21 protein-coding genes are annotated in these 20,857 nt (G+C 73.3%); 8 read left to right on the plus strand and 13 right to left on the minus strand.

The annotated features are described in order from the left end of the window. Nucleotides 1-120: 120 nt before the first annotated feature. The 3 genes from IF28_RS0116335 to sigE form a co-directional block, all read right to left on the minus strand. Nucleotides 121-2,031 (minus strand): trypsin-like peptidase domain-containing protein, encoded by a 1,911-nt coding sequence (locus tag IF28_RS0116335; RefSeq protein WP_030220118.1) that lies wholly within the window; start codon nucleotides 2,029-2,031, stop codon nucleotides 121-123. Nucleotides 2,032-2,131: 100 nt separating this feature from the next. Next, nucleotides 2,132-3,082, minus strand: a complete 951-nt coding sequence (locus IF28_RS0116340) for an anti-sigma factor family protein (protein WP_030220121.1) — start codon at nucleotides 3,080-3,082, stop codon at nucleotides 2,132-2,134. After that, nucleotides 3,079-3,738, minus strand: a complete 660-nt coding sequence (sigE, locus tag IF28_RS0116345) for an RNA polymerase sigma factor SigE (RefSeq protein ID WP_030220125.1) — start codon at nucleotides 3,736-3,738, stop codon at nucleotides 3,079-3,081. Before sigE ends, IF28_RS0116340 begins: the two co-directional genes overlap by 4 nt. A 234-nt stretch (nucleotides 3,739-3,972) precedes the next feature. Here sigE and IF28_RS0116350 point away from each other — a divergent pair, with 234 nt between their 5' ends. Further along, on the plus strand, nucleotides 3,973-4,713 hold the full coding sequence (locus IF28_RS0116350; RefSeq protein WP_311709098.1) for an O-methyltransferase: 741 nt from the start codon (nucleotides 3,973-3,975) through the stop codon (nucleotides 4,711-4,713). 99 nt (nucleotides 4,714-4,812) lie between these two features. On the opposite strand, the gene IF28_RS37805 is transcribed toward IF28_RS0116350, so the two are convergent. Then, entirely contained in the window at nucleotides 4,813-4,980 is a 168-nt protein-coding gene (locus tag IF28_RS37805; protein ID WP_003966491.1) for a DUF3117 domain-containing protein, read from the minus strand. A 380-nt stretch (nucleotides 4,981-5,360) separates the two neighbouring features. On the opposite strand from IF28_RS37805, the gene IF28_RS0116360 reads away from it, so the two are divergent. Further along, complete coding sequence (locus IF28_RS0116360) at nucleotides 5,361-6,164, plus strand: enoyl-CoA hydratase/isomerase family protein (protein ID WP_030220132.1); 804 nt, start codon at nucleotides 5,361-5,363, stop codon at nucleotides 6,162-6,164. Nucleotides 6,165-6,225: 61 nt separating this feature from the next. On the opposite strand, the gene IF28_RS0116365 is transcribed toward IF28_RS0116360, so the two are convergent. Then, nucleotides 6,226-6,834: a DNA-3-methyladenine glycosylase I gene (locus IF28_RS0116365; protein ID WP_030220135.1), complete on the minus strand. Its 609-nt coding sequence runs from the start codon at nucleotides 6,832-6,834 to the stop codon at nucleotides 6,226-6,228. After that, the gene (locus tag IF28_RS0116370; RefSeq protein WP_030220137.1) at nucleotides 6,831-7,187 is read right to left on the minus strand and encodes a DivIVA domain-containing protein; all 357 of its coding nucleotides are present in this window, start codon (nucleotides 7,185-7,187) and stop codon (nucleotides 6,831-6,833) included. The genes IF28_RS0116365 and IF28_RS0116370 overlap by 4 nt, the downstream gene beginning before the upstream one ends. 158 nt (nucleotides 7,188-7,345) lie before the next feature. Here IF28_RS0116370 and folP point away from each other — a divergent pair, with 158 nt between their 5' ends. Further along, a complete protein-coding gene (gene folP, locus IF28_RS0116375) occupies nucleotides 7,346-8,206 on the plus strand; it encodes a dihydropteroate synthase (protein ID WP_030220141.1) in 861 nt (286 codons plus the stop codon). A gap of 114 nt (nucleotides 8,207-8,320) precedes the next feature. Here folP and IF28_RS0116380 read toward each other — a convergent pair whose 3' ends face one another. Both IF28_RS0116380 and dapE read right to left on the minus strand, forming a co-directional pair. Then, nucleotides 8,321-9,079, minus strand: a complete 759-nt coding sequence (locus IF28_RS0116380; protein WP_030220144.1) for a TIGR00730 family Rossman fold protein — start codon at nucleotides 9,077-9,079, stop codon at nucleotides 8,321-8,323. Between the two features lie 109 nt (nucleotides 9,080-9,188). Beyond that, entirely contained in the window at nucleotides 9,189-10,268 is a 1,080-nt protein-coding gene (dapE, locus tag IF28_RS0116385; RefSeq protein WP_030220147.1) for a succinyl-diaminopimelate desuccinylase, read from the minus strand. Nucleotides 10,269-10,351: 83 nt separating this feature from the next. Between dapE and IF28_RS0116390 the strand changes: the two genes are divergently transcribed. Together IF28_RS0116390 and IF28_RS0116395 are read left to right on the plus strand one after the other, a co-directional pair. Next, complete coding sequence (locus IF28_RS0116390; protein ID WP_030220150.1) at nucleotides 10,352-11,335, plus strand: hypothetical protein; 984 nt, start codon at nucleotides 10,352-10,354, stop codon at nucleotides 11,333-11,335. 164 nt (nucleotides 11,336-11,499) lie between these two features. After that, on the plus strand, nucleotides 11,500-11,778 hold the full coding sequence (locus tag IF28_RS0116395) for a hypothetical protein (protein WP_030220154.1): 279 nt from the start codon (nucleotides 11,500-11,502) through the stop codon (nucleotides 11,776-11,778). A gap of 202 nt (nucleotides 11,779-11,980) precedes the next feature. Here IF28_RS0116395 and IF28_RS0116400 read toward each other — a convergent pair whose 3' ends face one another. Continuing rightward, nucleotides 11,981-13,078: a bifunctional succinyldiaminopimelate transaminase/glutamate-prephenate aminotransferase gene (locus IF28_RS0116400; RefSeq protein WP_030220157.1), complete on the minus strand. Its 1,098-nt coding sequence runs from the start codon at nucleotides 13,076-13,078 to the stop codon at nucleotides 11,981-11,983. 115 nt (nucleotides 13,079-13,193) lie between these two features. After that, nucleotides 13,194-13,511, minus strand: a complete 318-nt coding sequence (gene fdxA / locus IF28_RS0116405; RefSeq protein ID WP_004926152.1) for a ferredoxin — start codon at nucleotides 13,509-13,511, stop codon at nucleotides 13,194-13,196. A gap of 140 nt (nucleotides 13,512-13,651) precedes the next feature. Here fdxA and IF28_RS0116410 point away from each other — a divergent pair, with 140 nt between their 5' ends. Then, a complete protein-coding gene (locus IF28_RS0116410; RefSeq protein WP_030220161.1) occupies nucleotides 13,652-14,683 on the plus strand; it encodes a GNAT family N-acetyltransferase in 1,032 nt (343 codons plus the stop codon). A gap of 17 nt (nucleotides 14,684-14,700) precedes the next feature. Next, on the plus strand, nucleotides 14,701-15,552 hold the full coding sequence (locus IF28_RS0116415; protein WP_030220164.1) for a transglutaminase-like domain-containing protein: 852 nt from the start codon (nucleotides 14,701-14,703) through the stop codon (nucleotides 15,550-15,552). 462 nt (nucleotides 15,553-16,014) lie between these two features. On the opposite strand, the gene IF28_RS0116420 is transcribed toward IF28_RS0116415, so the two are convergent. The 3 genes from IF28_RS0116420 to mshB all read right to left on the minus strand — a co-directional run bounded on the left by IF28_RS0116420 (nucleotide 16,015) and on the right by mshB (nucleotide 19,618). Next, entirely contained in the window at nucleotides 16,015-18,156 is a 2,142-nt protein-coding gene (locus IF28_RS0116420) for a hypothetical protein (protein WP_030220166.1), read from the minus strand. A gap of 194 nt (nucleotides 18,157-18,350) precedes the next feature. Continuing rightward, nucleotides 18,351-18,764: a DUF6113 family protein gene (locus IF28_RS0116425; RefSeq protein ID WP_030220170.1), complete on the minus strand. Its 414-nt coding sequence runs from the start codon at nucleotides 18,762-18,764 to the stop codon at nucleotides 18,351-18,353. Then, on the minus strand, nucleotides 18,761-19,618 hold the full coding sequence (gene mshB / locus IF28_RS0116430; protein ID WP_030220174.1) for an N-acetyl-1-D-myo-inositol-2-amino-2-deoxy-alpha-D-glucopyranoside deacetylase: 858 nt from the start codon (nucleotides 19,616-19,618) through the stop codon (nucleotides 18,761-18,763). The genes IF28_RS0116425 and mshB overlap by 4 nt, the downstream gene beginning before the upstream one ends. A gap of 233 nt (nucleotides 19,619-19,851) precedes the next feature. Here mshB and IF28_RS0116435 point away from each other — a divergent pair, with 233 nt between their 5' ends. Continuing rightward, nucleotides 19,852-20,847, plus strand: a complete 996-nt coding sequence (locus tag IF28_RS0116435) for an intradiol ring-cleavage dioxygenase (protein WP_030220177.1) — start codon at nucleotides 19,852-19,854, stop codon at nucleotides 20,845-20,847. Nucleotides 20,848-20,857 lie beyond the last annotated feature (10 nt).

The raw sequence follows: 20,857 nt of genomic DNA on the forward strand, positions 1-20,857 counted from the left end.
TCCTCGCGATGCCTTCGGTCCTCGGTCCTCGGGGCGGCCTGCGGTCTTCCGTGGTCCGGGCCGCGTCCACGGTACCCGGCCGCCCCGTGCGACCGGTACCGTCCCGGGCCCCCTCGCGCCTCAGCCGCCTCCCGACGAGCCGAGCGTCAGGGTGAGCGTCCGCTCCTCGCCGTCCCGCTCCAGGGTGAGCTCCAGGCGGTCGCCGGGGCGGTGGGCGCGGGTCTTGACGATGAGCTCCTCACCTGAGTGGACGCGCTGTCCGTCGACCTGCGTGATGACGTCGCCGGCCTTGATCCCGGCCTTGGCGCCGGGGCCGCCGGTGCTGACCGGGGGCCCGCCGTCACTGCCCTTGGCGGCGACACGGGCGCCGTCGCCGCCGTACTCCATGTCGAGGGTGATGCCGATCACCGGGTGGGACGCCTTCCCGGTGTTGATCAGCTCCTCGGCGACGCGCTTGCCCTGGTTGATGGGGATGGCGAAGCCGAGCCCTATGGAACCGGCCTGACCGCCCTCCGGGTCGGCGCCGCCCGCGGCGGAGCGGATGGCCGAGTTGATGCCGATCACATGGCCCTTGGCGTCGAGCAGGGGGCCGCCGGAGTTGCCGGGGTTGATCGGCGCGTCGGTCTGCAGGGCGTCGACGTACGACACGTCGCTGCCGTCGCCCTTCTCGCCGCCGGCCGTGATGGGCCGCTCCCGGGCGCTGATGATGCCGGAGGTGACCGTGCCGGCCAGGTCGAAGGGGGCGCCGATGGCGACGACGGGGTCGCCGACGCGCACGTTGTCGGAGTTGCCGAGCGGCAGGGGGGTGAGGCCGCTGACGCCCTTCACCTTGACGACGGCGAGGTCGTAGCCGCTGTCGCGGCCCACGACGGTGGCTTCGGCGGTGTCTCCGCTGTTGAAGGTGACGGTGATCTCGCCGCGGTCGCCGGCGGGTTCGACGACGTGGTTGTTGGTGAGGATGTGGCCACGGCCGTCGAGCACGAACCCGGTGCCGGTACCGGCCTCGTCGGCGCCGCTGACGTGCAGGGTGACGACGCTGGGCAGGGCCTGTGCGGCGATTCCGGCGACGCTGCCGGGGTCGCGCGCGACGTCCTCCTTCCCGGCCTGCGGCAGTTCCACGGTGTCGACGCCGCCGTTGCGCTCCAGATAGGTGCCGATGGCTCCGCCGACGCCGCCGGAGACGAGCGCGAGCACGAGCGCGGCCCCGATGAGCACCCGCCGTCCCCGGCGCCGCTGCTGCTTCTCACTGACGAGGGCGGGCTCGGCCTGCTGCAACGGCGCGGCGGCGGCCGCCGCCCAGGGGTCGTAACGCCCCCAGGGATCGGCGTCCGGACGCGCCTGCGCGGGGATGTGGGGCGCCGTGGATGCGCCGGGGGGTACCGCGTCCGGGTGCGGGGCGGGGACCGGAGCCGGGGCCGGGGCCGGGGCCGCTCCATGCGGAGCTTTGACCAGGTCCGGGGCGGGCACCGGCGGCACGCCGTGCGCCGGGGCGGGGGCCGGGGCCGCGCCCTGGTGCGGCGCCGCACCGTGCGCCGGGGTGGCGCCCTGCTGTGGCGGCGCGGTCGGGTCCGGGGCGGGGGCCGGGGGTGTGGTGCCCTGGGGTGGCGTCTCCGGGGCCGTGGGAGGGGCCGTTTCGGCCATCCCGTGCGCCGGTGTCGCCGCCGGGTGCTGCACGGGCGGCGCGGGCGCCCAGGGGCCCGGCTCACCGTACGGCGGGGTGCTGTAGGGGTCCGGGTCGTGCAGCGGCCCACGCCGTTCACCGACGGGCCCCGGCAGCGAGTCGGATGCCCGCGCCCCGGAACCCCCGGGCGCGGGCTCGGCCGGGTGCTGGGGCGTGTCGGAACCGTGGGCGGGGGCGCCGGGTGGCACGGGACCGGCGGGTTCCTGTGGGCGGTCGAGTTCGTAGTCGCCCTCGTCGGCGGGCTCGGTGGCCCGGTCGCGGGCCGGGTGGGCCAGTTCGAAGTCGCCGTCGCGTCCCTGCGGACGCGTCGTCGGCTCCTCCCCCGATGGGCCCGGCTTCCCCTCGTTCATGCTCTCCCCACGGCTGGACACGGCGGTGGCCGCACCCGGCTGGGCCGGGGCGCGCCCCCTGGATTCAATCAGGTTCGCGCGCCCCTGCGCACTGGACGGCTCAGCGGGATGTCGCCGTGGGTGCCGGTGTCGTACCGGCGGTGACGAGGCCGGGCTCCTTGAGACCGGCGGAGAGGGCCCACGTGGTGAGCGTGAGCGGCGGGGTCGAGGCGAGCGGCCGTATCAGCGGGGACAGGGCCGTCGCACCTCCCGTCACCGGCGTGCCCGTCGTGGGGTGGTGCTCCGTCGGCGCCGGGTTTCCGGGCAGCAGCGGGGCCGAGACCATGACCGGGGCGGCCGGGGCGTCCGCGAGCGCGCTCTGCCCCGTCAGCTGCCCCAGCAGCGGACCCGCGCCACGGCGCCGCTGGGAGTCGGGCAGCGCGGCTCCCGTCCCCTGCGTACGCATCGGCGTGACATTGCTGCCCTTGCCCGCGCCGCGCGCCTCCGCGTCGGCGGGCGTGACCGTGGTGACCCCGCCGAGCGCGATCGCGGCCAGCGACACCGCTCCGGCGGCGACGAACGCGAACCGCAGCCCGCGGGAGGACGGCCGGTCGGTGTCATGGCGGCCGACGTCATGCACGGCGAAGCCACCGCTGTTCGCCGCGGCCGCCGGCTCGTGCCGCCGGACGGGCGTGTACGCGAACTCGAAGCGCTCGCCGCGCCGGGCCCCGAAGACCCCGAGACCACCGCCGAGCCGCCCCGGCGTGCCGCCCGGCAGTCCTCCGCCGCTCAGCGGGGAGCCGCCGTCGCCGAGGTCTCCCCCGGCCGGCAGGCCCTGGAGGCGGGCCAGGAAGCTCTCGGAGGGCGGCGGGGGCGCCGCCTCCGCGAACACGTTCTTCAGCCGGCGCTGCGCGTCCACCTCCGTCTTGCACTTCGCGCAGGTGGCGACATGCGCCAGTACGCGCTCACGCGCGTCATGACCGAGCTCCCCGTCCACCAGGGCGGAGAGTCGGTCTCCCAGGTGCTGCTCTGCGAGGCGTCCCTCGGACGACTTCGGCTGTGAACCGCTCACGCGCTCGCGCCCCCTCCTCCCAGTGCGGGAACACGCGGCACGAAGGAGCGGCGCTCCGCGCGCGCCTGCGGCGAGCGGTGCGCCAGGGCCTTGCGCAGCTGGGAACGGCCCCGGTGGATCCGGGACCGGACGGTGCCGAGCTTGACGCCCAGAGTGGCCGCGATCTCCTCGTACGACAGTCCTTCGATGTCGCACAGGACGACGGCGGCACGGAATTCGGGGGCGAGGGTGTCGAGGGCCTGCTGGACGTCCGCGTCGAAGTGGGCGTCGTTGAAGACCTGCTGGGGCGAGGGCTCCTTGCTGGGCAGCCGCTCGGCCGCGTCCTCACCGAGCGCGTCGAAGCGGATGCGCTGCTTCCTGCGGACCATGTCCAGGAACAGGTTGGTGGTGATGCGGTGCAGCCAGCCCTCGAAGGTGCCCGGCGTGTACGTCGACAGGGAGCGGAAGACGCGGACGAAGACCTCCTGGGTGAGGTCCTCCGCGTCGTGCTGGTTGCCGGTGAGGCGGTACGCGAGCCGGTAGACCCGGCCGCTGTGCATGCTGACGATCTCCTCCCAGGTGGGCGGAGTCCACGCCTGCCCGTCCGCGTCGCTGGAGAAGGTCGCGGTCTGGGCCGGGTCGCCGGCGCGGTGGTGGTCAGCAGCGGTGTCGTTCACGGATTTCGGCCTGCCCGCCGATCCGAGGAAGCGCCGCAGCACTCCTCCGCGATCCACAGGCGCAGCCGCACCTCCCCTATCGGCTCTGGTGGTGTCCAGTGGAGCCCCTACCATAGCCACCTCGCCCGTTAGCTCCGGATAAGCGGTTTTACGAGAATTTGATCTGGGCTGCCACGGCTCGTACGGCTGCGTCAGCACTTGCTCGGCGTCCTCGTCCACTGCCTGCCCCCCGTCATGGCACACGCCACTTCCTCACCTCTTGGAACGACCGGTCCCATCAGCAGGTTCCCGACGCCAACGGATACAGTCACGCCCAGGCATCCACGGGGACAGGAGAGGGTCATTACCGCCAACCGGCAGACGAGCTGGGCGTTCGCCGACGCCTATGTCGCCGAGGACGAAGCACTGCACTGGGCCCGTGACCGGGCCCGTGACGCGGGGCTGCGCTCGGTGTCGCCCGGCACGGGCGCGGCGCTGCGGCTGCTCGCCGCGAGCGTGGACGCCAAGGCGGTCGCGGAGATCGGCACCGGCTGCGGCGTCTCCGGGATCCATCTGCTGCACGGGATGCGGCCGGACGGGGTGCTGACCACGGTCGACCAGGAGCCGGAGCACCAGCAGTCGGCCCGCCAGGCCTTCCGTGACGCCGGTTTCGCCGGCAACCGGGCCCGCTTCATCCCCGGCAGCGCGCTGGACGTCCTGCCCCGTCTCGCGGACGCCGGCTACGACCTGGTGTTCTGCGACGGCGACCGGCAGGAGTACCAGGACTATCTCGCCGAATCGTTGCGTCTGCTGCGCCCGGGAGGCCTGGTCGCCTTCGAAGGCGTCTTCGCGAACGGCCGCACGGTGGACTCGGGTCCGCAGCCCACGGAGGTGCTGCGCCTGCGGGAACTGGTGCGGGCCGTACGCGAGAGCACGGAACTGGTGTCGTCGCTGCTGCCGGTGGGAGACGGGCTCCTCTGCGCCGTCAAGCGCTGACCGGCGCACCCGTTCTACGCCCCGCGCCCGTACGTGAAACAGCCGCCCCGGCACCGCGTGCGGCACCGGGGCGGCTGAAAGGGTATGGTCGCTTGCGCGTCAGCCGACGACCTTCTTGAGGGCGTCGCCGAGCGCGTCGGCCTCGTCCGGGGTCAGCTCGACGACGAGCCGACCGCCGCCTTCGAGCGGAACGCGCATGACGATGCCCCGCCCCTCCTTGGTCACCTCGAGCGGGCCATCACCCGTCCGCGGCTTCATGGCCGCCATGCTCGTTCCCCTTCCTGAAACCCGGCTGAAACGTCAGAGCCGACGGCCCACTGAAGGGCACCTGCGGTCCTCGAAGCAGGACACACGCCACCGGCATCGAACACATTGCTTCCAGGCCATTATCCCGCATGGCGGGACCCGATGACCAACATCAGTCGGCATCGCTTGGGCAACGCGCGCGAGCAAAACCACCCAATTCGGCGATGTGACTGCGATACTGCGCCGCCCCACGGACTCCCGGCGGCCGGAAACCCGCGGAAATTGTTTGACGCAGGTCACACACCGGTCATCCGCCACGGCCGGTGATCTCCGTCATGCTGTCTGGCAGACGGGGATGTACTCGCCGGTACGTCCCGAGCCGCCGTACGGAGGGATACGCCATGGCCGACACCGTGCTCTACGAGGTGAGCGACGGACTCGCGACGATCACGCTGAACCGCCCGGAGGCGATGAACGCGCTGAACGTCGCGGCGAAGGCCGCCCTCCGGGACGCGCTCCGGTCCGCCGCGGACGACGACGCCGTACGGGCCGTGCTGCTGACCGCGGCCGGGGACCGGGCGTTCTGTGTCGGGCAGGACCTCAAGGAGCACATCGGGCTGCTGGCCGCCGACCGGGAGAGCGGTTCGGGGCAGACGATGAGCACGGTGCGCGAGCACTACAACCCGATCGTGAGGGCGATCGCCGGGGCCGCCAAGCCGGTGGTCGCGGCGGTGAACGGGGTCGCGGCGGGCGCCGGCTTCGGGTTCGCGCTGGCCGCGGACTACCGGATCGTCGCGGAGACGGCCGCGTTCAACACCTCGTTCGCCGGGGTGGCGCTGACCGCGGACTCCGGGATCTCCTGGACGCTGCCGCGCGTGATCGGCTCCGGGCGGGCCATGGATCTGCTGCTGTTCCCGCGCAACGTCCCGGCGCGGGAGGCGTACGAGCTGGGGATCGCGAACCGGGTGGTTCCGGCGGCGGAGCTGCGGGCGGAGGCGGAGAAGGTGGCGCGGGCCCTGGCCCAGGGGCCGACGGTGGCGTACGCGGCGTTGAAGGAGTCCGTCGCGTACGGGCTGAGCCGCTCGCTGGAGGAGGCGCTGGAGAAGGAGGACGAGCTGCAGACCCGCGCGGGGTCCTCCGAGGACCATGTGATCGCGGTCGAGGCGTTCGTGAACAAGGCGACGCCTCGGTATGTGGGCCGGTGAGATTCCGGTGAGCTCGGAGGTGCGGGTGCGTGGTGGTTCGTCGCGCCCCGCGGAGGAGCCGCTAGCGGACAGGGCCCCGCACTCCTGACGGAACATTTCTCGCCCCGCAGGTTTCCAAGTGGTCGTTGACCAGGCCACAGGCCTGCATCAGGGCGTACGCCGTTGTCGGGCCCACGAAACGCAGGCCCTGCTTCTTCAGGGTCTTCGACAGAGTTGTCGACTCCGGGGTCACCGCCGGGACGTCGGCGATGGTTTTCGGGACCGGGCGGCCGTCCGGGTCCGGGGCGTGGGACCAGATCAGGGTGTCCAGGTCGCCGGGCGCCCACGTGGCCAGCTCGCGGGCGTTGGCGAGCGTCGCGTCGATCTTGGCGCGGTTGCGGATGATGCCCGTGTCGGCCAGCAGGCGCTCGCGGTCGGTGTCGGTGAACTTCGCAACCTCGGCGATCTTGAAGCCGGCGAAGGCGGCACGGAAGCCGGGGCGCCGCCGCAGGATGGTGATCCAGGACAGCCCGGACTGGAACGCCTCCAGGCTGAGGCGCTCGAAGAGCGCGTCGTCGCCGTGGACCGGGCGGCCCCACTCCTCGTCGTGGTACGTCACATAGTCCGGGGTGGACAGCGCCCACGGGCAGCGCGGGACGCCGTCCGGTCCGGCCGCCGCTTCCTTGCTCACAGGTGCCCGTCCTCCGGGTGCGTGGCCGGCTTGTCCATGGAGAGGTGCGCCGCGGCGGCACGCACCCCGGCCAGCGCGGACTCCAGGTCGGCGATCCGGGCGTCGCGCTCGGACAGCTCCGCGCCCAGCCTGCCGAGCGCGTCGTCCACCTCGGCCATGCGGTAGCCGCGGGCGGCGAGCGGGAAGCGCAGTCCGTCCACGTCCGCCCGGCTGACCGGCCGGTCCGGCGGCAGGGCGTCCCAGAGCCGCTCGGGCGCGGCATCGGGCAGCGGGCCGTTCTCGCCGCCGCTCACCACGGCGAGCGTCACCGCGGTGACCACGACGGCGAGCGCGACGACCAGGAACAGGAACATAACCATCGCCGGGGCCCCCACGGTCGGATGAGTCGGTGTCGGATCGGTCGGAGTCGGATGTGTGGCTCCGATCGTGCCATGCGAGTCTGACAGGCGAGGCCGCCGGACGTGTCACGGGTGGCTCAGGACGGGATCGTACGAGGAAGAGGTCACAGGGGATGCTCAGGCTGGGCAAGCGGGAATTCGGGCCGCAGGAGCGGGTGATCATGGCGATCGTGAACCGGACCCCTGACTCCTTCTACGACCAGGGCGCCACGTTCCGCGACGAGCCCGCGCTCATGCGTGTGGAACAGGCGGTGGCGGACGGCGCCGCGATCATCGACATCGGCGGCGTGAAGGCCGGCCCCGGCGAGGAGGTCACCGCCGAGGAGGAGGCGCGGCGGACCGTCGGTTTCGTCGCCGAGGTGCGGCGGCGCTTCCCGGACGTCGTGATCAGCGTGGACACCTGGCGGCACGATGTCGGCGAGGCGGTGTGCGAGGCGGGCGCGGACGTCCTGAACGACGCGTGGGGCGGGGTCGACCCACGGCTCGCTGAGGTCGCCGCGCGGTACGGCGCGGGGCTGGTGTGCACCCACGCGGGCGGGGCGCGGCCGCGGACCCGGCCGCACCGGGTGTCGTACGACGACGTCATGGCGGACATTCTCCGGGTGACCGTGGGGCTGGCGGAGCGGGCGGTGTCGCTGGGGGTGCCGCGGGAGTCGGTGATGATCGATCCGGGGCACGACTTCGGGAAGAACACGCGGCACAGTCTGGAGGCGACCCGGCGGTTGGGGGAGATGGTCTCCACGGGGTGGCCGGTGTTGGTGTCCTTGTCCAACAAGGACTTCGTGGGGGAGAGCCTGGACCGGCCGGTCAAGGAGCGGGTGGTGGGGACGCTGGCCACGACCGCCGTGTCCGCGTGGCTGGGGGCGCGGGTGTACCGGGTGCATGAGGTCGCCGAGACTCGGCAGGTGCTGGACATGGTGTCCGCGATCGCCGGGGAGCGGGGGCCGGCTGTGGGGCGCAGAGGGCTGGCGTAGGGGGTTCCCGCCGCCCCTTCCGGGGGCTCCCGCCCCCGGCCCTCGGCCCTGGCCCGCCCGCCGCCCGGCTGGGGAGTCGAAAAGGCGCCCTGCGAGCGCCCTTCCACAGCCCCTCTAGCGGCCCGCCTCCTTCGAGACCAGGGCCACTGCCTCGTCCACGTCGTCCGTGACGTGGAACAGGAGGAGGTCCTTCTCGGCCGCCTTGCCCTGGGCGATGACCGTGTGGCGGAGCCAGTCGACCAGGCCGCCCCAGTACTCCGTGCCGAACAGGACGATGGGGAACTGGGTGACCTTCTGCGTCTGGACCAGGGTCAGGGCCTCGAAGAGTTCGTCCAGGGTGCCCAGGCCGCCGGGCAGGACCACGAAGCCCTGCGCGTACTTCACGAACATCATCTTGCGGACGAAGAAGTACCGGAAGTTCAGGCCGATGTCGACATAGCGGTTCAGCCCCTGCTCGAACGGCAGCTCGATGCCCAGGCCGACCGAGAGGCCCTCCGCCTCCAGCGCGCCCTTGTTGGCCGCCTCCATCGCGCCGGGGCCGCCGCCGGTGATCACCGCGAAGCCCGCCTCGACCAGGCCCCGGCCGAGCTCGACACCCGCCGCGTACTCCGGGGAGTCCACCGGCGTACGCGCCGAGCCGAAGACGCTGATCGCCGGCGGGAGTTCGGCGAGCGTGCCGAAGCCCTCGATGAACTCCGACTGGATGCGCAGCACCCGCCACGGGTCCGTGTGGACCCAGTCCGTGGGCGCGCGCTCGTCCAGCAGCCGCTGGTCGGTGGTGCTCGCCTGCACCTGGCCCCGCCGGCGGAGGACCGGCCCGAGCCGCTGTTCGTCCGGCGGCTGCTTCTTCCCCACGGGGTTACCGGTCGCCATGTGCGCTCCCTCCGTCGTGCCAGTCGTTCCACCTCAGCGTAGATCCACTCGGGTTACGTACGAGGGACCTCAGCATGTCCGGCACACAGCGGCCCAAACCCGGCGCGCGTCACGCCGTCAGCCAGGAGCGCAGCCGCTCCTCCCCCGCGAGGATCTTCGCCGTGTCCACGCGTTCGTCCCGCTTGTGCGCCAAGTGCGGGTTGCCGGGGCCGTAGTTGACCGCGGGGACGCCGAGTGACGAGAAGCGGGAGACGTCCGTCCAGCCGTACTTGGGCTGCGGGGTGCCGCCGACCGCCTCAATGAAGGCCGCCGCGGCCGGGTGGGACAGGCCGGGCAGCGCCGCGCCGCTGTGGTCGTCGACGACGAACTCCGTCACCCCGCAGTCCGCGAACACCTCGTGCACATGGGCCAGGGCCTCCTCCTCGCTGCGGTCCGGCGCGTAGCGGAAGTTGACGGTGACGACGCACTCGTCGGGGATGACGTTGCCGGCCACTCCCCCGGTGATGCCGACCGCGTTCAGGCCCTCGCGGTACTCCAGGCCGTCGATCACCGGGTAGCGCGGCTCGTAGGCGGCGAGGCGGGCGAGGATCGGGGCGGCGGCGTGGATCGCGTTGGCGCCCATCCAGCCGCGCGCGGAGTGGGCGCGCTCGCCGGCCGTCTTCAGCAGCACCCGCAGGGTGCCCTGGCAGCCGCCCTCCACCTGGCCGTCGGAGGGTTCCAGCAGCACCGCGAAGTCGCCCTCCAGCCACTCGGGGTGCGCCTCGACGACGTGCTTCAGCCCGTTGAGGTCGGCGGCGACCTCCTCGTTGTCGTAGAAGACGAAGGTCAGGTCGCGGTTGGGGGCCGGGACCGTGGCCGCGATGCGCAGCTGGACGGCGACCCCGGACTTCATGTCGCAGGTGCCGCAGCCCCAGAGCACCCCGTCGGCGTCGAGCCGGGAGGGCACGTTGTCCGCGATCGGCACGGTGTCGATGTGGCCGGCCAGGATCACCCGCTCGTCCCGCCCCAGCTCCGTACGGGCGACGACGTTGTTGCCGAACCGGTCGACCGTGAGGTGCGGCAGGGTGCGCAGCGCGCCCTCGATCGCGTCCGCGAGCGGCTTCTCGGTGCCGCTGACGGAGGGAAAGTCGACGAGCCGCGCGGTCAGGCGCGCGGCGTCCAGCGTGAGGTCAAGCGGGGTGTCGGCCATGGCGTCGACCCTAGCGCGCCGGTTCGCGGGCCACTGTTCACACCCGGCACACAAGGAACCGTACTCTCCAGTACCTTGTAGGCGTGCCAGAGCCGTCCCTCACTCCTCAGCGCAAACGTCGCGGCCGCCTTCTCCGTTGCGGGGCGGCCTTCGTCGTATTGTCCGCGGTCGCCGGATACCTGGTGGTGCAGTACGTCACCGGGGGTACCGGCGGGCCGGACTGCAAGGTCGTCTCCGGGAAGGGGGACGGCGCCACGTACGAGTTCACACCCGAGCAGGCGGTGAACGCGGCGACGATCACCGCGGTGGGCACCGCGCGCGAACTGCCCGAGCGGGCCGTGACGATCGCGCTGGCGACCGCTCTGCAGGAGTCGGCGCTGCGCAACATCGACTACGGCGACCGTGACTCGCTGGGCCTGTTCCAGCAGCGTCCCTCGCAGGGGTGGGGCACGCCGAAGGAGATCATGGACCCGGCGTACGCGGCGGAGAAGTTCTACGAGCATCTCGAGGAGGTGCCCGGCTACACCCGGCTGCCGCTCACCGTCGCGGCGCAGAAGGTGCAGCGCAGCGGGTTCCCTCAGGCGTACGCCAAGCACGAGCCGGACGCGGCGCTGCTGGCGGCCGCCCTCACGGGGCGTTCGGCGGCCACGCTGACCTGTGCGGGGCGGCCCGCGGCGACGCCGCCGGCGGGGGCCGACGCGGTACGGGCCGCGCTGGCGCGGGACTTCGGGCGGGACGCGCTGGAGCCGGCGGGGGCGGAGGTGGGCGGTACGCCGTCGCCGTCGCCCTCCGTTTCGCCTTCTGTTTCGGCCTCCGTGGACGCTTCGGCGGGGGTCGTGCGGGTTCCGGTCACCGATGTCGAGGGCGCCGGCAGCGGGGCGCGGGGGTGGCAGTTGGCGCACTGGGCCGTGGCGAACGCGTCCGAGCTGCACATAAAGCGGGTGTCGTACGCGGGGCGGGAGTGGACCGCCGGGAACACCGACAGTCAGTGGCGGCCGACGGACGGGAAGAACGCTTCGGGTTCAGGGCGTGGCGCGGAGGTCGTCACGATCACGACGAAGCCGTAGGGGTGTGCGGGGGTGATCGTGCAGGGGTGCGGGGTGTCACTCGCAGGGGTTGTACGCGGCCGATAATGCGACGCATTGCCAACTCTTTGCGTTGCCTCGCCGCAACCTTCTCGGTGGTCGAGCGGTAGTCACTGCGTCAGCGTCCTCTCCGCCGAAGGAGCACCATGTCCCTCCCCCTGACCCGTCGGATCGCCCGTGCCGCGCTGCTCGTCGCTGCGGGAGCGGCCGCCGGGGTCGGTGCGGCCGGTACCGCGAGCGCGGCGCCGGAGCTGCCGGCCGCGCCCAACCTCGGCGGGGTGACCGCGCTGGACGGGTCCGCCGTGGACGATGTCGCCCAGTCCACGGGTGCGGCCTCGAAGGTGGCGCCGGTCGGCAAGACCGTGAAGAAGACGGCGGGTTCCCTCACGAAGGGTGCGCCTGTGAAGGGGCTGCCGGTGGGCTGAGGCCCGTGTTGTACGGCGACGGGGTCTGGGGTGCTCCCCCAGGCCCCGTCGCCGTTTCTACGCGGGTGCGGTGGCCGTGGGTTGACCGGTCACCCGGCGTTGCTGGCTGTGCCCACCCGTTCCGCCCTGCGGAACGACTGCCCACAGCCGGGCGGGGTGGCGCAGCCGGGTGCGCAGCCGGGTGGGGGGTGTCGGGGGTGGGTCAGGGGGTGAGGCGGGTTACCGCTGCCTGGACTCGGGCGTCTGTGGCTGTCAGGGCCACTCTTACGAAGTTCGCGCCTGCGGGGCCGTAGAAGTCGCCCGGGGCGGCCAGGATGCCCAGGTCGGCCAGGTGGGCGACCGTCGTCCAGCAGGACTCGTCCCTCGTGGCCCAGAGGTAGAGGCTGGCCTCGCTGTGTTCGATGCGGAAGCCGTGGGCGAGGAGAGCCTGGCGCAGGGCCGTGCGGCGGGCCGCGTAGCGCTCCCGCTGGACGCGGACGTGCTCGTCGTCGCCGAGGGCCGCCACCACCGCCGCCTGCGTCGGCGCGGAGGTCATCATCCCGCCGTGCTTGCGGATCTGCAGCAGCGGACCGAGCACCGCCGGGTCACCGGCCAGGAACGCGGCACGGTAACCGGCGAGGTTGGACCGCTTGGACAGCGAGTGCACCGAGACGATGCCGTCGTACGAGCCGCCGTTGACGTCGGGGTGCAGCACCGAGACCGGGTCGGCCTCCCAGCCCAGCTCGATGTAGCACTCGTCGGAGAAGACGAGCACCCCGTGCTCACGCGCCCACGCGACGATCCGCGTCAGCTCCTCCTTGGACAGCACCCGGCCCGTCGGGTTGGACGGGGAGTTCAGCCAGAGCAGCTTCAGACCGGCCGGGTCCAGCTCGGTCGGATCGTCGTACGCGACATGATCCGCGCGGGCGAGGCGCGCGCCGACCTCGTAGGTCGGGTAGGCGAGGCGCGGGAAGGCGACCCTGTCGCCGGGGCCGAGCCCGAGCTGGGTGGGGAGCCAGGCGACGAGTTCCTTGGAGCCGACGACCGGCAGGACGTGGTGGTGCGTGGCCCCGCGGGCGCCCAGCCGGCGCTCCACCCAGCGGGTGAGCGCGTCGCGCAGTTCCGGCGTGCCCCAGACCGTGGGATAGCCCGGCGAGTCCGCCGCGGCGATCAGGGCCTTCTGAACCGGCTCGGGCACCGGGTCGACGGGCGTGCCGACCGAGAGGTCGACGATGCCGTCGGGGTGCGCGGCGGCCGTCTTCTTGTACGGCTCCAGCTTGTCCCAGGGGAAGGCGGGCAGCCGGTCGGAGACTGCGGACACGTACGGGCTCACTTTCTGGTCCGGCAAACACCTCGGTCCCGTACGGCGATCGGGAGGATCGGGCCGTACGGGACCGAGGCGGCACGTCGTTGCGGGGCCGCTTCTCGCGGAACGGCTACGCCTGCGGCGGCAGCGCGGCGATGAACGGGTGGTCCCGCTCGATCAGCCCCAGCTTGCTGGCGCCGCCGGGCGAGCCGAGCTCGTCGAAGAACTCGACGTTCGCCTTGTAGTAGTCCTTCCACTCCTCCGGAGTGTCGTCCTCGTAGAAGATCGCCTCGACCGGGCAGACCGGCTCACAGGCACCACAGTCGACGCATTCGTCCGGGTGGATGTACAAGGACCGCTGGCCCTCGTAGATGCAGTCGACCGGGCACTCCTCGATGCACGCCTTGTCCTTCACGTCGACACAAGGCTGCGCGATGACGTAGGTCACGCTGTCGTTCCTCCTCGATAGGGCGCTGGCGGGCCTCCTCAGGCTCCGCCGCCTGGCGCGCGGGAGCGCGGCGTCGTCGATGCCCGCCCCTAGTATCTCCGTTCTTGGGCACGATCCGAACAGGAGGGGTGAACTGACCTGTGGAAATCTCTGCCGCCGGACGCCTCGAGGTCCGTATCACCACTGCTGACGTGGGAAAACGGGTCTCCGTAAGGAGCTTGATCGAACATGGTCGCCCGGGTGAGAAGTTCACCGACACGGTCGGGGTTCTCACATCATGGGACGACGGTGTGCTGCGGATCACAAGGAAGAACGGCGAGGGTGTCCGTATTCCGGAGTCCGCGCTGGTCGCGGGCAAGGTGGTTCCGTCGGCTCCGGCGCGGCGCCGAGGTCCGGCGGCCTCGTACGAGGAGCTGGCGCGGGTCTCCGCGCGGGCGTGGCGGCCCGTGGAGAGCGAGCGGCTCGGCGACTGGGAGCTGCGGGCGGCCGACGGGTTCACCCGGCGGGCCAACTCCGTCCTGCCGCTCGGTGACCCGGGCGTGCCGCTGGACGAGGCACTGACGGCCGTACGCGCCTGGTACACGGCGCGCGGGCTGCCCGCCTACGTGCAGACCGCGACCGGCGCCGAGGGGGCGCAGGAGCCGCTCTGTGCGGAGCTGGAGCGGCGGGGCTGGGTGCGGGAGGTGACCGCCGAGCTGTGGACGGGCGCGCTGGCGCCCGTCGCCGACCTGGGCGGGGAGCCGTCCGGGGTGACGCTGTCGCGGGAGGCCGACGAGGCGTGGCTGGCGCGGTACCAGCGCAAGGGCGTGAGCGGGGTGGCGCTGCGGGTGCTGGGGAGCGGGGCCTCGGTGTGGTTCGCCACCGTGCCGGGCGACGGCGGTACGGGCGCTCCGGCCGCGATCGGGCGGTGTGTCGTGGACGGGCGGTGGGCCGGGTTCGCGGCGGTCGAGGTCGATCCGGCGCTGCGGCGGCGGGGGCTGGCGACCACCGTGATGGCGGCGCTGGCCCGGCGGGCGCTGGAGGAGGGTGCTTCGGCGGCGTGGCTGCAGGTGGAGGACGACAACGCGGGGGCGCGGGCGCTGTACACGCGCCTGGGGTTCGCCGCGCACCACGCGTATCACCACCACCGCGCTCCGGAATCGTCCGCTCCGGCGGGTGAGGCGGCGCCGTGAGCGGGCACGAACCGGGTATGCGCGCGCCGCATCCCCCGCCGCCCGAGCGCTCCGCCGAACTGCGTCGGCGGTTCGCCGAGGAGGCCCGCTGCGAGCGGCCGGACCTGACCACGCTGTGCCTGCTGATCGGGGCGGTGGCGGACGGCTCGCTGGACGAGGCGGGCATGGACGCGGTCGAGGTGGAGCTGGACCGGCTGGCCGGTGAGCTGCCCTACCGGCCGGGTTCGCCGCGCGCGTGGGCGCTGGCGCTGCGGGATCTGCTGGGTGAGCGGTACGGGTTCGGTGGCGTGTCCGATGACTATCAGCGGCTGGAGTCGTCGCTGCTGCACGCGGTCGTACGGCGTCGGCGGGGGCTGCCGATCCTGCTGTCGGTGGTGTGGATGGAGGTGGCCCGGCGGGCGGGGGCGCCGGTGTACGGCGTCGCGCTGCCGGGGCATTTCGTGGTCGGGGTCGGGGAGGTGGAGGCGCAGGTGCTGGCCGATCCGTTCGGCGGGGGGCGGGTGCTGAGTGGGGCCGACGCGTCTGTGCTGGTCGCGGGGGCTACGGGGGTGCCGTTGGACGCGTCGTCGCTGGCGCCGGCGGGGGTGCTGGACGTGGTGTCGCGGGTGCTGAACAACGTGCGGGCGTGGGCGGAGGCCCGGCCCGAGGAGTCGGGGGTGGGGTTGTGGGCGCTGGATCTGTCGCTGCTGTTGCCCTCGCATCCCGCGCGGTTGCGGTACGAGCGGGCGGTTCTGCTGGTGCGGCGGGGGGAGTTCCTGGCGGGGGCCGGGGAGTTGGAGGCGTACGCGGAGGTGGTGGGGGCGGTGGACGCGGGTGCCGGGGAGCGGGTGCGGGGTGAGGCTCTGGCCGCCCGGGCCATGTTGAACTGAGCGGTTCGCCGCTGTGGGCGGAGGGCTGAACGTCCGCTGCGGTGGGCCGGGGGGTGGTGCGCCGCTCGGCGCTCACGAGGCGCCGCCTGCGCCCACCCGTGCCGCCCCAGCGGCACTGCTGCCCGCAGAGGGCGGGACGGCGGGGCGGGCACTGCCAGCCGCAGAGGGCGGGGCGGCGGGGCGGGCACTGCCAGCCGTAGAGAGCGCGGCGGGTGTGCTGGGCGCAGAGGGCGGGACGGCGGGGCGGACACTGCCAGCCGCAGAGGGCGGGACGGCGGGGCGGGCACTGCCAGCCGCGGAGGGCGCGGCGGGTGTGCTGGGCGCAAAGGGCGGGGCGGCGGGGCGGGCACTGCCAGCCGCAGAGGGCGCGGCGGGTGTGCTGGGCGCACAGGGTGCGGCGGGTGCTGCTGGGCGCGAAGGGGGCACCCGGTGGTGGGTGCCCCCTTCGCGTGTTGGTGCCGGTCAGCTGGGGTTGGTGTCGATCACTGCCAGGCGGTCGGTCTTGTTCACCAGGGCGAGGCGGAGGGCGCCGTAGACGTCCTGCGGGGTCACGGCCGTCTTCTTGCCGTTGCCGCGGACGATGAGGACGCCGTCGAAGGCCTGGCCGTACAGCTCCTCCAGGGCCTTCAGGTCGGGCTTCTCGACCAGTTTGCCGTTGACGGCCTGGACGCCGAGGAACTTCCAGAGGGAGTTCTCCGGGCTCATCGGGACGGAGTGCGCCGCGTCGGTCTGCACGGTCACGATGCCGGACATCGCCGGTTCGGCGAACTCCTTCATCATCCGGTCGACCTCGGCCTTGGTGACCTTCGGCTGCTGGTCGGCCGTCGGGACGTTCACCGTGGCGGGCTTGCCGGTCTCGACCTGGGTGCGGTACGCCGCCGTCACCACGTCGGTCGCGTTGGCGACGTCGATGCCCTGGCCGCCCTTGGGGTAGACCGGGACGGCCTTGCCGGACTTGAAGGTGATCGAGCCCTCGGTCACCGAGCCCGCACCGCCGGCGGCGTCCTCCAGGGCGGCCTGCAGCTTCTCCTCGTCGACGGGCATCTCGGGCTCGACGACCCGCTCGTTGCCGATGAGGGAGCCGATGACGTTGACCGGGTTGTAGTCGCTGGTGGCGGCCTTGCCGACGGTGGCGTCGGTGTCGAACTGCAGGCCCGCCTTGTCCGGGTCCAGCTCCACGCTCTTGCCGTCGACGGACAGCTTCAGCGGCTGGCCCAGCCGCTTCCCGAGGGCGTCGTCGAGCTTGTTCACCGCCTGGTCGCGGGTGCTGCCGCCGATGTCGACGCCGAGCACGGTGGTGCCCTTGGGCACGTCGGAACGGTTCATCAGCAGACCGGCGCCGTAGGCGACACCGGCGAGGAAGACGACGCAGCCGCAGAGCAGGACGAGCTTGCTGCGGCCCTTCTTCTTCGCCGGCTTCGAGGAGTTCGCCGGGGGCGGGGACACGGGCTCGGGCAGCTTGGGGGGCGTGTGCGTCCGCGGGCCGTCGGCCGGGGAGCCGGGGGCGGTGAAGTCCGCGCCCGGCGGGATGACCGGGATGCCGCTGGTGACGGTGTGCCCGGAGACGTTGTCGTGGCGCGGCCCGTACCCCGGGGCGCCCGGTTCGGCGAGCTTCTGCGGGGTGAGGATGGCCGTGTCGTCGCTCAGTCCGCCGCCGGGGATGCCGGGGACCGCCTGGCCGCCGGGGCGGCCGGGAGCGCCGGGGCCCCTGCCCGCGCCGGGGGCGACCGGGCTCGAGCCGGTCGCCGGGCCGGCGGTCGGGCCCGAGGGGCCCGGCCGGCCGGGGATGGCGGGCGGAGGGGTTCGTCCGGGCCGGCCCTCGCGGCCACCGGGAGCCTCGTCGGTGAAGTACGGCAGATCGTCGCGGCGCGGCTCACCGCCGGGCGCGGCGCCCGGACGGCCGCCGTTGCCCGCCGGGCCGCCGGCCAGCGCCTCGGTCACGTCGAAGGAGCCCGTACCGCCGCCGTGCCCGGGGGCCACGGGCCCGCCGGTCGCACCGGTGGCGCCGGTGGGCCCCTTCGTACCGCCGGGGAGGGCACCGCCGGGCGCTCCCGTGGAGCCACCGGGGCGTCCGGCGCCCGGCCGCGCGCCACCGGCGGGACCGGCGGGGAGTTGCGGGGGACCGCCCGCGGCGGCACCCGAACCGCCGGGCGCGCCCGTGCCGTTGGCCGGGCCGCCGGGCTGACCGCCCTTGCCCGCACCCGACTTGCGCGGCGCGAACCAGTCGCTGGCCGGCTTCTCCTCGGCCGCCTGCGGGGCGGCCGGAGCGGAGGGCTCGGCCGCGGCGGCGGGCGGGGCGGGAGACGGGGCCGGCGCCGGAGCCTCGGGCTCCGCGGCTCTCTTGCTCTCCGTGCCCTTGTCCGCGTCCGCGACGGGCTTGCGCACGACGACCGGCGGAATGGGCCTGGATCCCGGGATGTTGATGCGGATCCGCGTCGTCAGCGTGGTCTCGGTCTTGCGTTCCTCCGGCCGCGTGGCCGGACGGCCCGCGTCCGTACCCTCGTCCGGAATCGCCGGAATCCCGTAGGGCGGGGTGCCCGACGGGTAGGCGGCTCCGCCGCGCCCGTTGGGCCCGGAGGACGGAGTGTCAGTTTCACGACTCAAGGCAGGTTCTCCCGGTTGGCTCCGCCGCCCGTCACGACCTCACGGTGGGAGTCCTCCCAGCTCGGGCGAAGCCGAGGGTTCGAGGGAGGCTCGGCGGCGCGCACCACCTTACTGGCCATATCCGGCCCGTATCCCAGTACCGCCGGGGAAACCCACACCGGACCCGCACGCCCGTCGCACGGCGAAGTGGTACGTCACTTGCCAAGTCGGGCGGGAGCGCCGTCCGGTTGCCTCGCGGAGGCGAGCGTGGCACAGATCACAGCCACGGCGATGCCGCCGAGGAGGAAGAGATAGGAGCCGCCTCCCGCGGCGAACAGGAAGTCGCCTTCCGGGCGGCTGGCGGTGAGCAGGATGACGACGAGCATCCACCCGCCTGCGGCCCAGGCACCCCCGGCCCGGCTGCGCAGGACCCGGGTGGCGCCCAGCACCAGCCCGGCCTCACCGGCGAGGGCGAGCAGCAGCCCGCCGGGGAACCAGGCCGGCTGCACCAGCGCCCCGGCCACCCCCACCACGGCGCCGAGCAGGAAGAACGCCAGGCAGGCGACGACGCGTCCGGCGGACGGCGGCCGCAGCGGCTGGGCGAGCGCGGAGGCCGGCCGGCCGCTCACGACGCCTCCCCGACCCCGGCGAACAGATCGTTCTCCGGCTTCTGGGGACGTTCACCGCGTACCAGCTCGTAGTACTCGGTGGTGAAGAGCGGCTGGGCGAGGTCGTTGGAGAGCACGAAGTACGGCTCCGCCACGGTGATCTGGGTGGCGTGCGCCCGCATGGCGGCGGCCTTGGCGGCGGCGTGGGCGGTGCCGTCGATCGCGGTGGTGACGCGCCCGTCGTCGACGACCCCGGGTACGTCGTCGAGGACGCCCGCCTTCTCGAACGGCAGCCCGGCGAGATCCTCGCCGAGCCGCGCGAACGCCTCCTCGCCGACGGACCGGGGCACGCGGTTCCAGTAGACCTTGGGGATGTCCCACCCCTGCCCGGCGGCGAGCTCGACGGCTCGCATGGCGACGCGGTGGGCCTGGATGTGGTCGGGGTGCCCGTAGCCCCCGTTCTCGTCGTAGGTGACGAGCACCTGGGGCCGGGTCTCGAGGATCACGTCGGCGAGCGCCCCGGCGGCCTGATCGACGTCGGCCTGCCAGAAGCATCCGGGGTCGTCGTTGTCGGGCAGCCCCATCATCCCGGAGTCGCAGTACCGTCCGGCCCCGCCGAGCAGCCGGAAGTCCTCGACCCCGAGCGCCCGCATGGCGTCCTTGAGCTCCCCGAGCCGGTGCCCGCCGAGAGCGGCGCCGCTCAGATGCCGCAGCTCCGCCGGAATGACCTCCCCCCGCTCACCGAGCGTGCAGGTGACCAGCGTCACACGGGCGCCCTCGGCGGCGTACCGGGCCATGGTCGCGCCGTTGTTGATCGACTCGTCGTCCGGGTGTGCGTGGACCAGCAGCATCCGTCGGTCGGGCAGTTCCGTCATGGGTTCACCCTATGAGGCCGCGTCCTCGTCCCGGTAACGCGGAAGACCGTCCACGGGGGTGGATGCCGGGCCCGGCCGCCCCTCGGCCCGCCCTTCTCAGGCGGCTCACAGGCAACACCGAGCCGGGTCATGGATTACGGCGTCAAGCTGACCCCGGACCGGCGACGGCGCCCCGCCTCTCCCGGGCCCGGCGTGGACCACGGACCAGTCACCCCACTGACGGAAGGCACCCGATGCGCAAGCCGAAAGCCCATCAGACACCCGACGGCCCCGCCTACCAGGGGCGGCTGCTTCCGAACCCCGGGGAGGAGGTCGTGGACCAGGGACTCGGCTTCGACCTGGGCACCCTGTCCCGGCGGCGGGCTCTGTCCTTCCTCGGAGGGGTCGGCGGCATGGCGGCGCTGGCGGCATGCGGCTCGGGCTCCGGCGGCACGACCGCGGGCGAGGGCACCGCCTCCGCCGCGTCGTCGTCCGGCCTCACCGAGATCCCCGACGAGACCAACGGCCCCTACCCAGCGGACGGCACCAACGGGATCAACGTCCTGGACAAGGACGGCATCGTCCGCCAGGACATCCGCTCGAGCTTCGGCGACTCGACGACGACCGCCCCGGGCATCCCCCTCACCTTCGAACTCACGGTGCTGGACATCGTCAACGACGGCAAGCCGCTCGCCGGCGCGGCCGTCTACGCCTGGCAGTGCGACCGGGACGGCAACTACTCCCTGTACTCCGACGCCATTGAGAACGAGAACTACCTGCGCGGCGTACAGGTCGCCGACGACGACGGCCGGGTGAGGTTCGTCAGCGTCTTCCCCGCCTGCTACCCGGGCCGCTGGCCGCACGTGCACTTCGAGGTCTACCCCGGCCTCGACTCGATCACCGACTACGACAAGCGCCTGTCGACGTCCCAGATGGCGCTCCCGAAGGACGTCAGCGACACCGTCTTCGCCACCGACGGATACGAGTCCTCCGTCGAGAACCTCTCGAAGCTGACCCTCAAGACCGACAACGTCTTCGGCGACGACGGCGGGGTCCACCAGGTCGCCACCACGACCGGCTCGGCGAAGGCGGGCTACACGGCGAAACTGACGGTCCCGATCGACACCACCACCGAACCCACCGCCGGCAACGCCCCCGGAGGCGGCCCCGGCGGCGGCCAACCCCCGAGCGGAGCCCCGACCGACGGCCCCCCGCCCGGCTCCGGGCCCACGGGCAGCCCGGACAGCTGAGAGACCGGCC

It is taken from the genome of Streptomyces sp. NRRL WC-3626 (assembly GCF_000718785.1).
Classification (GTDB): domain Bacteria; phylum Actinomycetota; class Actinomycetes; order Streptomycetales; family Streptomycetaceae; genus Streptomyces; species Streptomyces edwardsiae.

Coding starts and splice junctions, on each gene's coding strand:
- IF28_RS0116380 (WP_030220144.1), bottom strand. CDS start 9,079: ATGGCGACCGGTAACCCCGTGGGGAAGAAGCAGCCGCCGGACGAACAG.
- IF28_RS0116435 (WP_030220177.1), top strand. CDS start 19,852: ATGCGCAAGCCGAAAGCCCATCAGACACCCGACGGCCCCGCCTACCAG.
- folP (WP_030220141.1), top strand. CDS start 7,346: ATGCTCAGGCTGGGCAAGCGGGAATTCGGGCCGCAGGAGCGGGTGATC.
- IF28_RS0116360 (WP_030220132.1), top strand. CDS start 5,361: ATGGCCGACACCGTGCTCTACGAGGTGAGCGACGGACTCGCGACGATC.
- mshB (WP_030220174.1), bottom strand. CDS start 19,618: ATGACGGAACTGCCCGACCGACGGATGCTGCTGGTCCACGCACACCCG.
- IF28_RS0116350 (WP_311709098.1), top strand. CDS start 3,973: ATGGCACACGCCACTTCCTCACCTCTTGGAACGACCGGTCCCATCAGC.
- IF28_RS0116370 (WP_030220137.1), bottom strand. CDS start 7,187: ATGTTCCTGTTCCTGGTCGTCGCGCTCGCCGTCGTGGTCACCGCGGTG.
- IF28_RS0116415 (WP_030220164.1), top strand. CDS start 14,701: ATGCGCGCGCCGCATCCCCCGCCGCCCGAGCGCTCCGCCGAACTGCGT.
- dapE (WP_030220147.1), bottom strand. CDS start 10,268: ATGGCCGACACCCCGCTTGACCTCACGCTGGACGCCGCGCGCCTGACC.
- IF28_RS0116335 (WP_030220118.1), bottom strand. CDS start 2,031: ATGAACGAGGGGAAGCCGGGCCCATCGGGGGAGGAGCCGACGACGCGT.
- IF28_RS0116395 (WP_030220154.1), top strand. CDS start 11,500: ATGTCCCTCCCCCTGACCCGTCGGATCGCCCGTGCCGCGCTGCTCGTC.
- IF28_RS37805 (WP_003966491.1), bottom strand. CDS start 4,980: ATGGCGGCCATGAAGCCGCGGACGGGTGATGGCCCGCTCGAGGTGACC.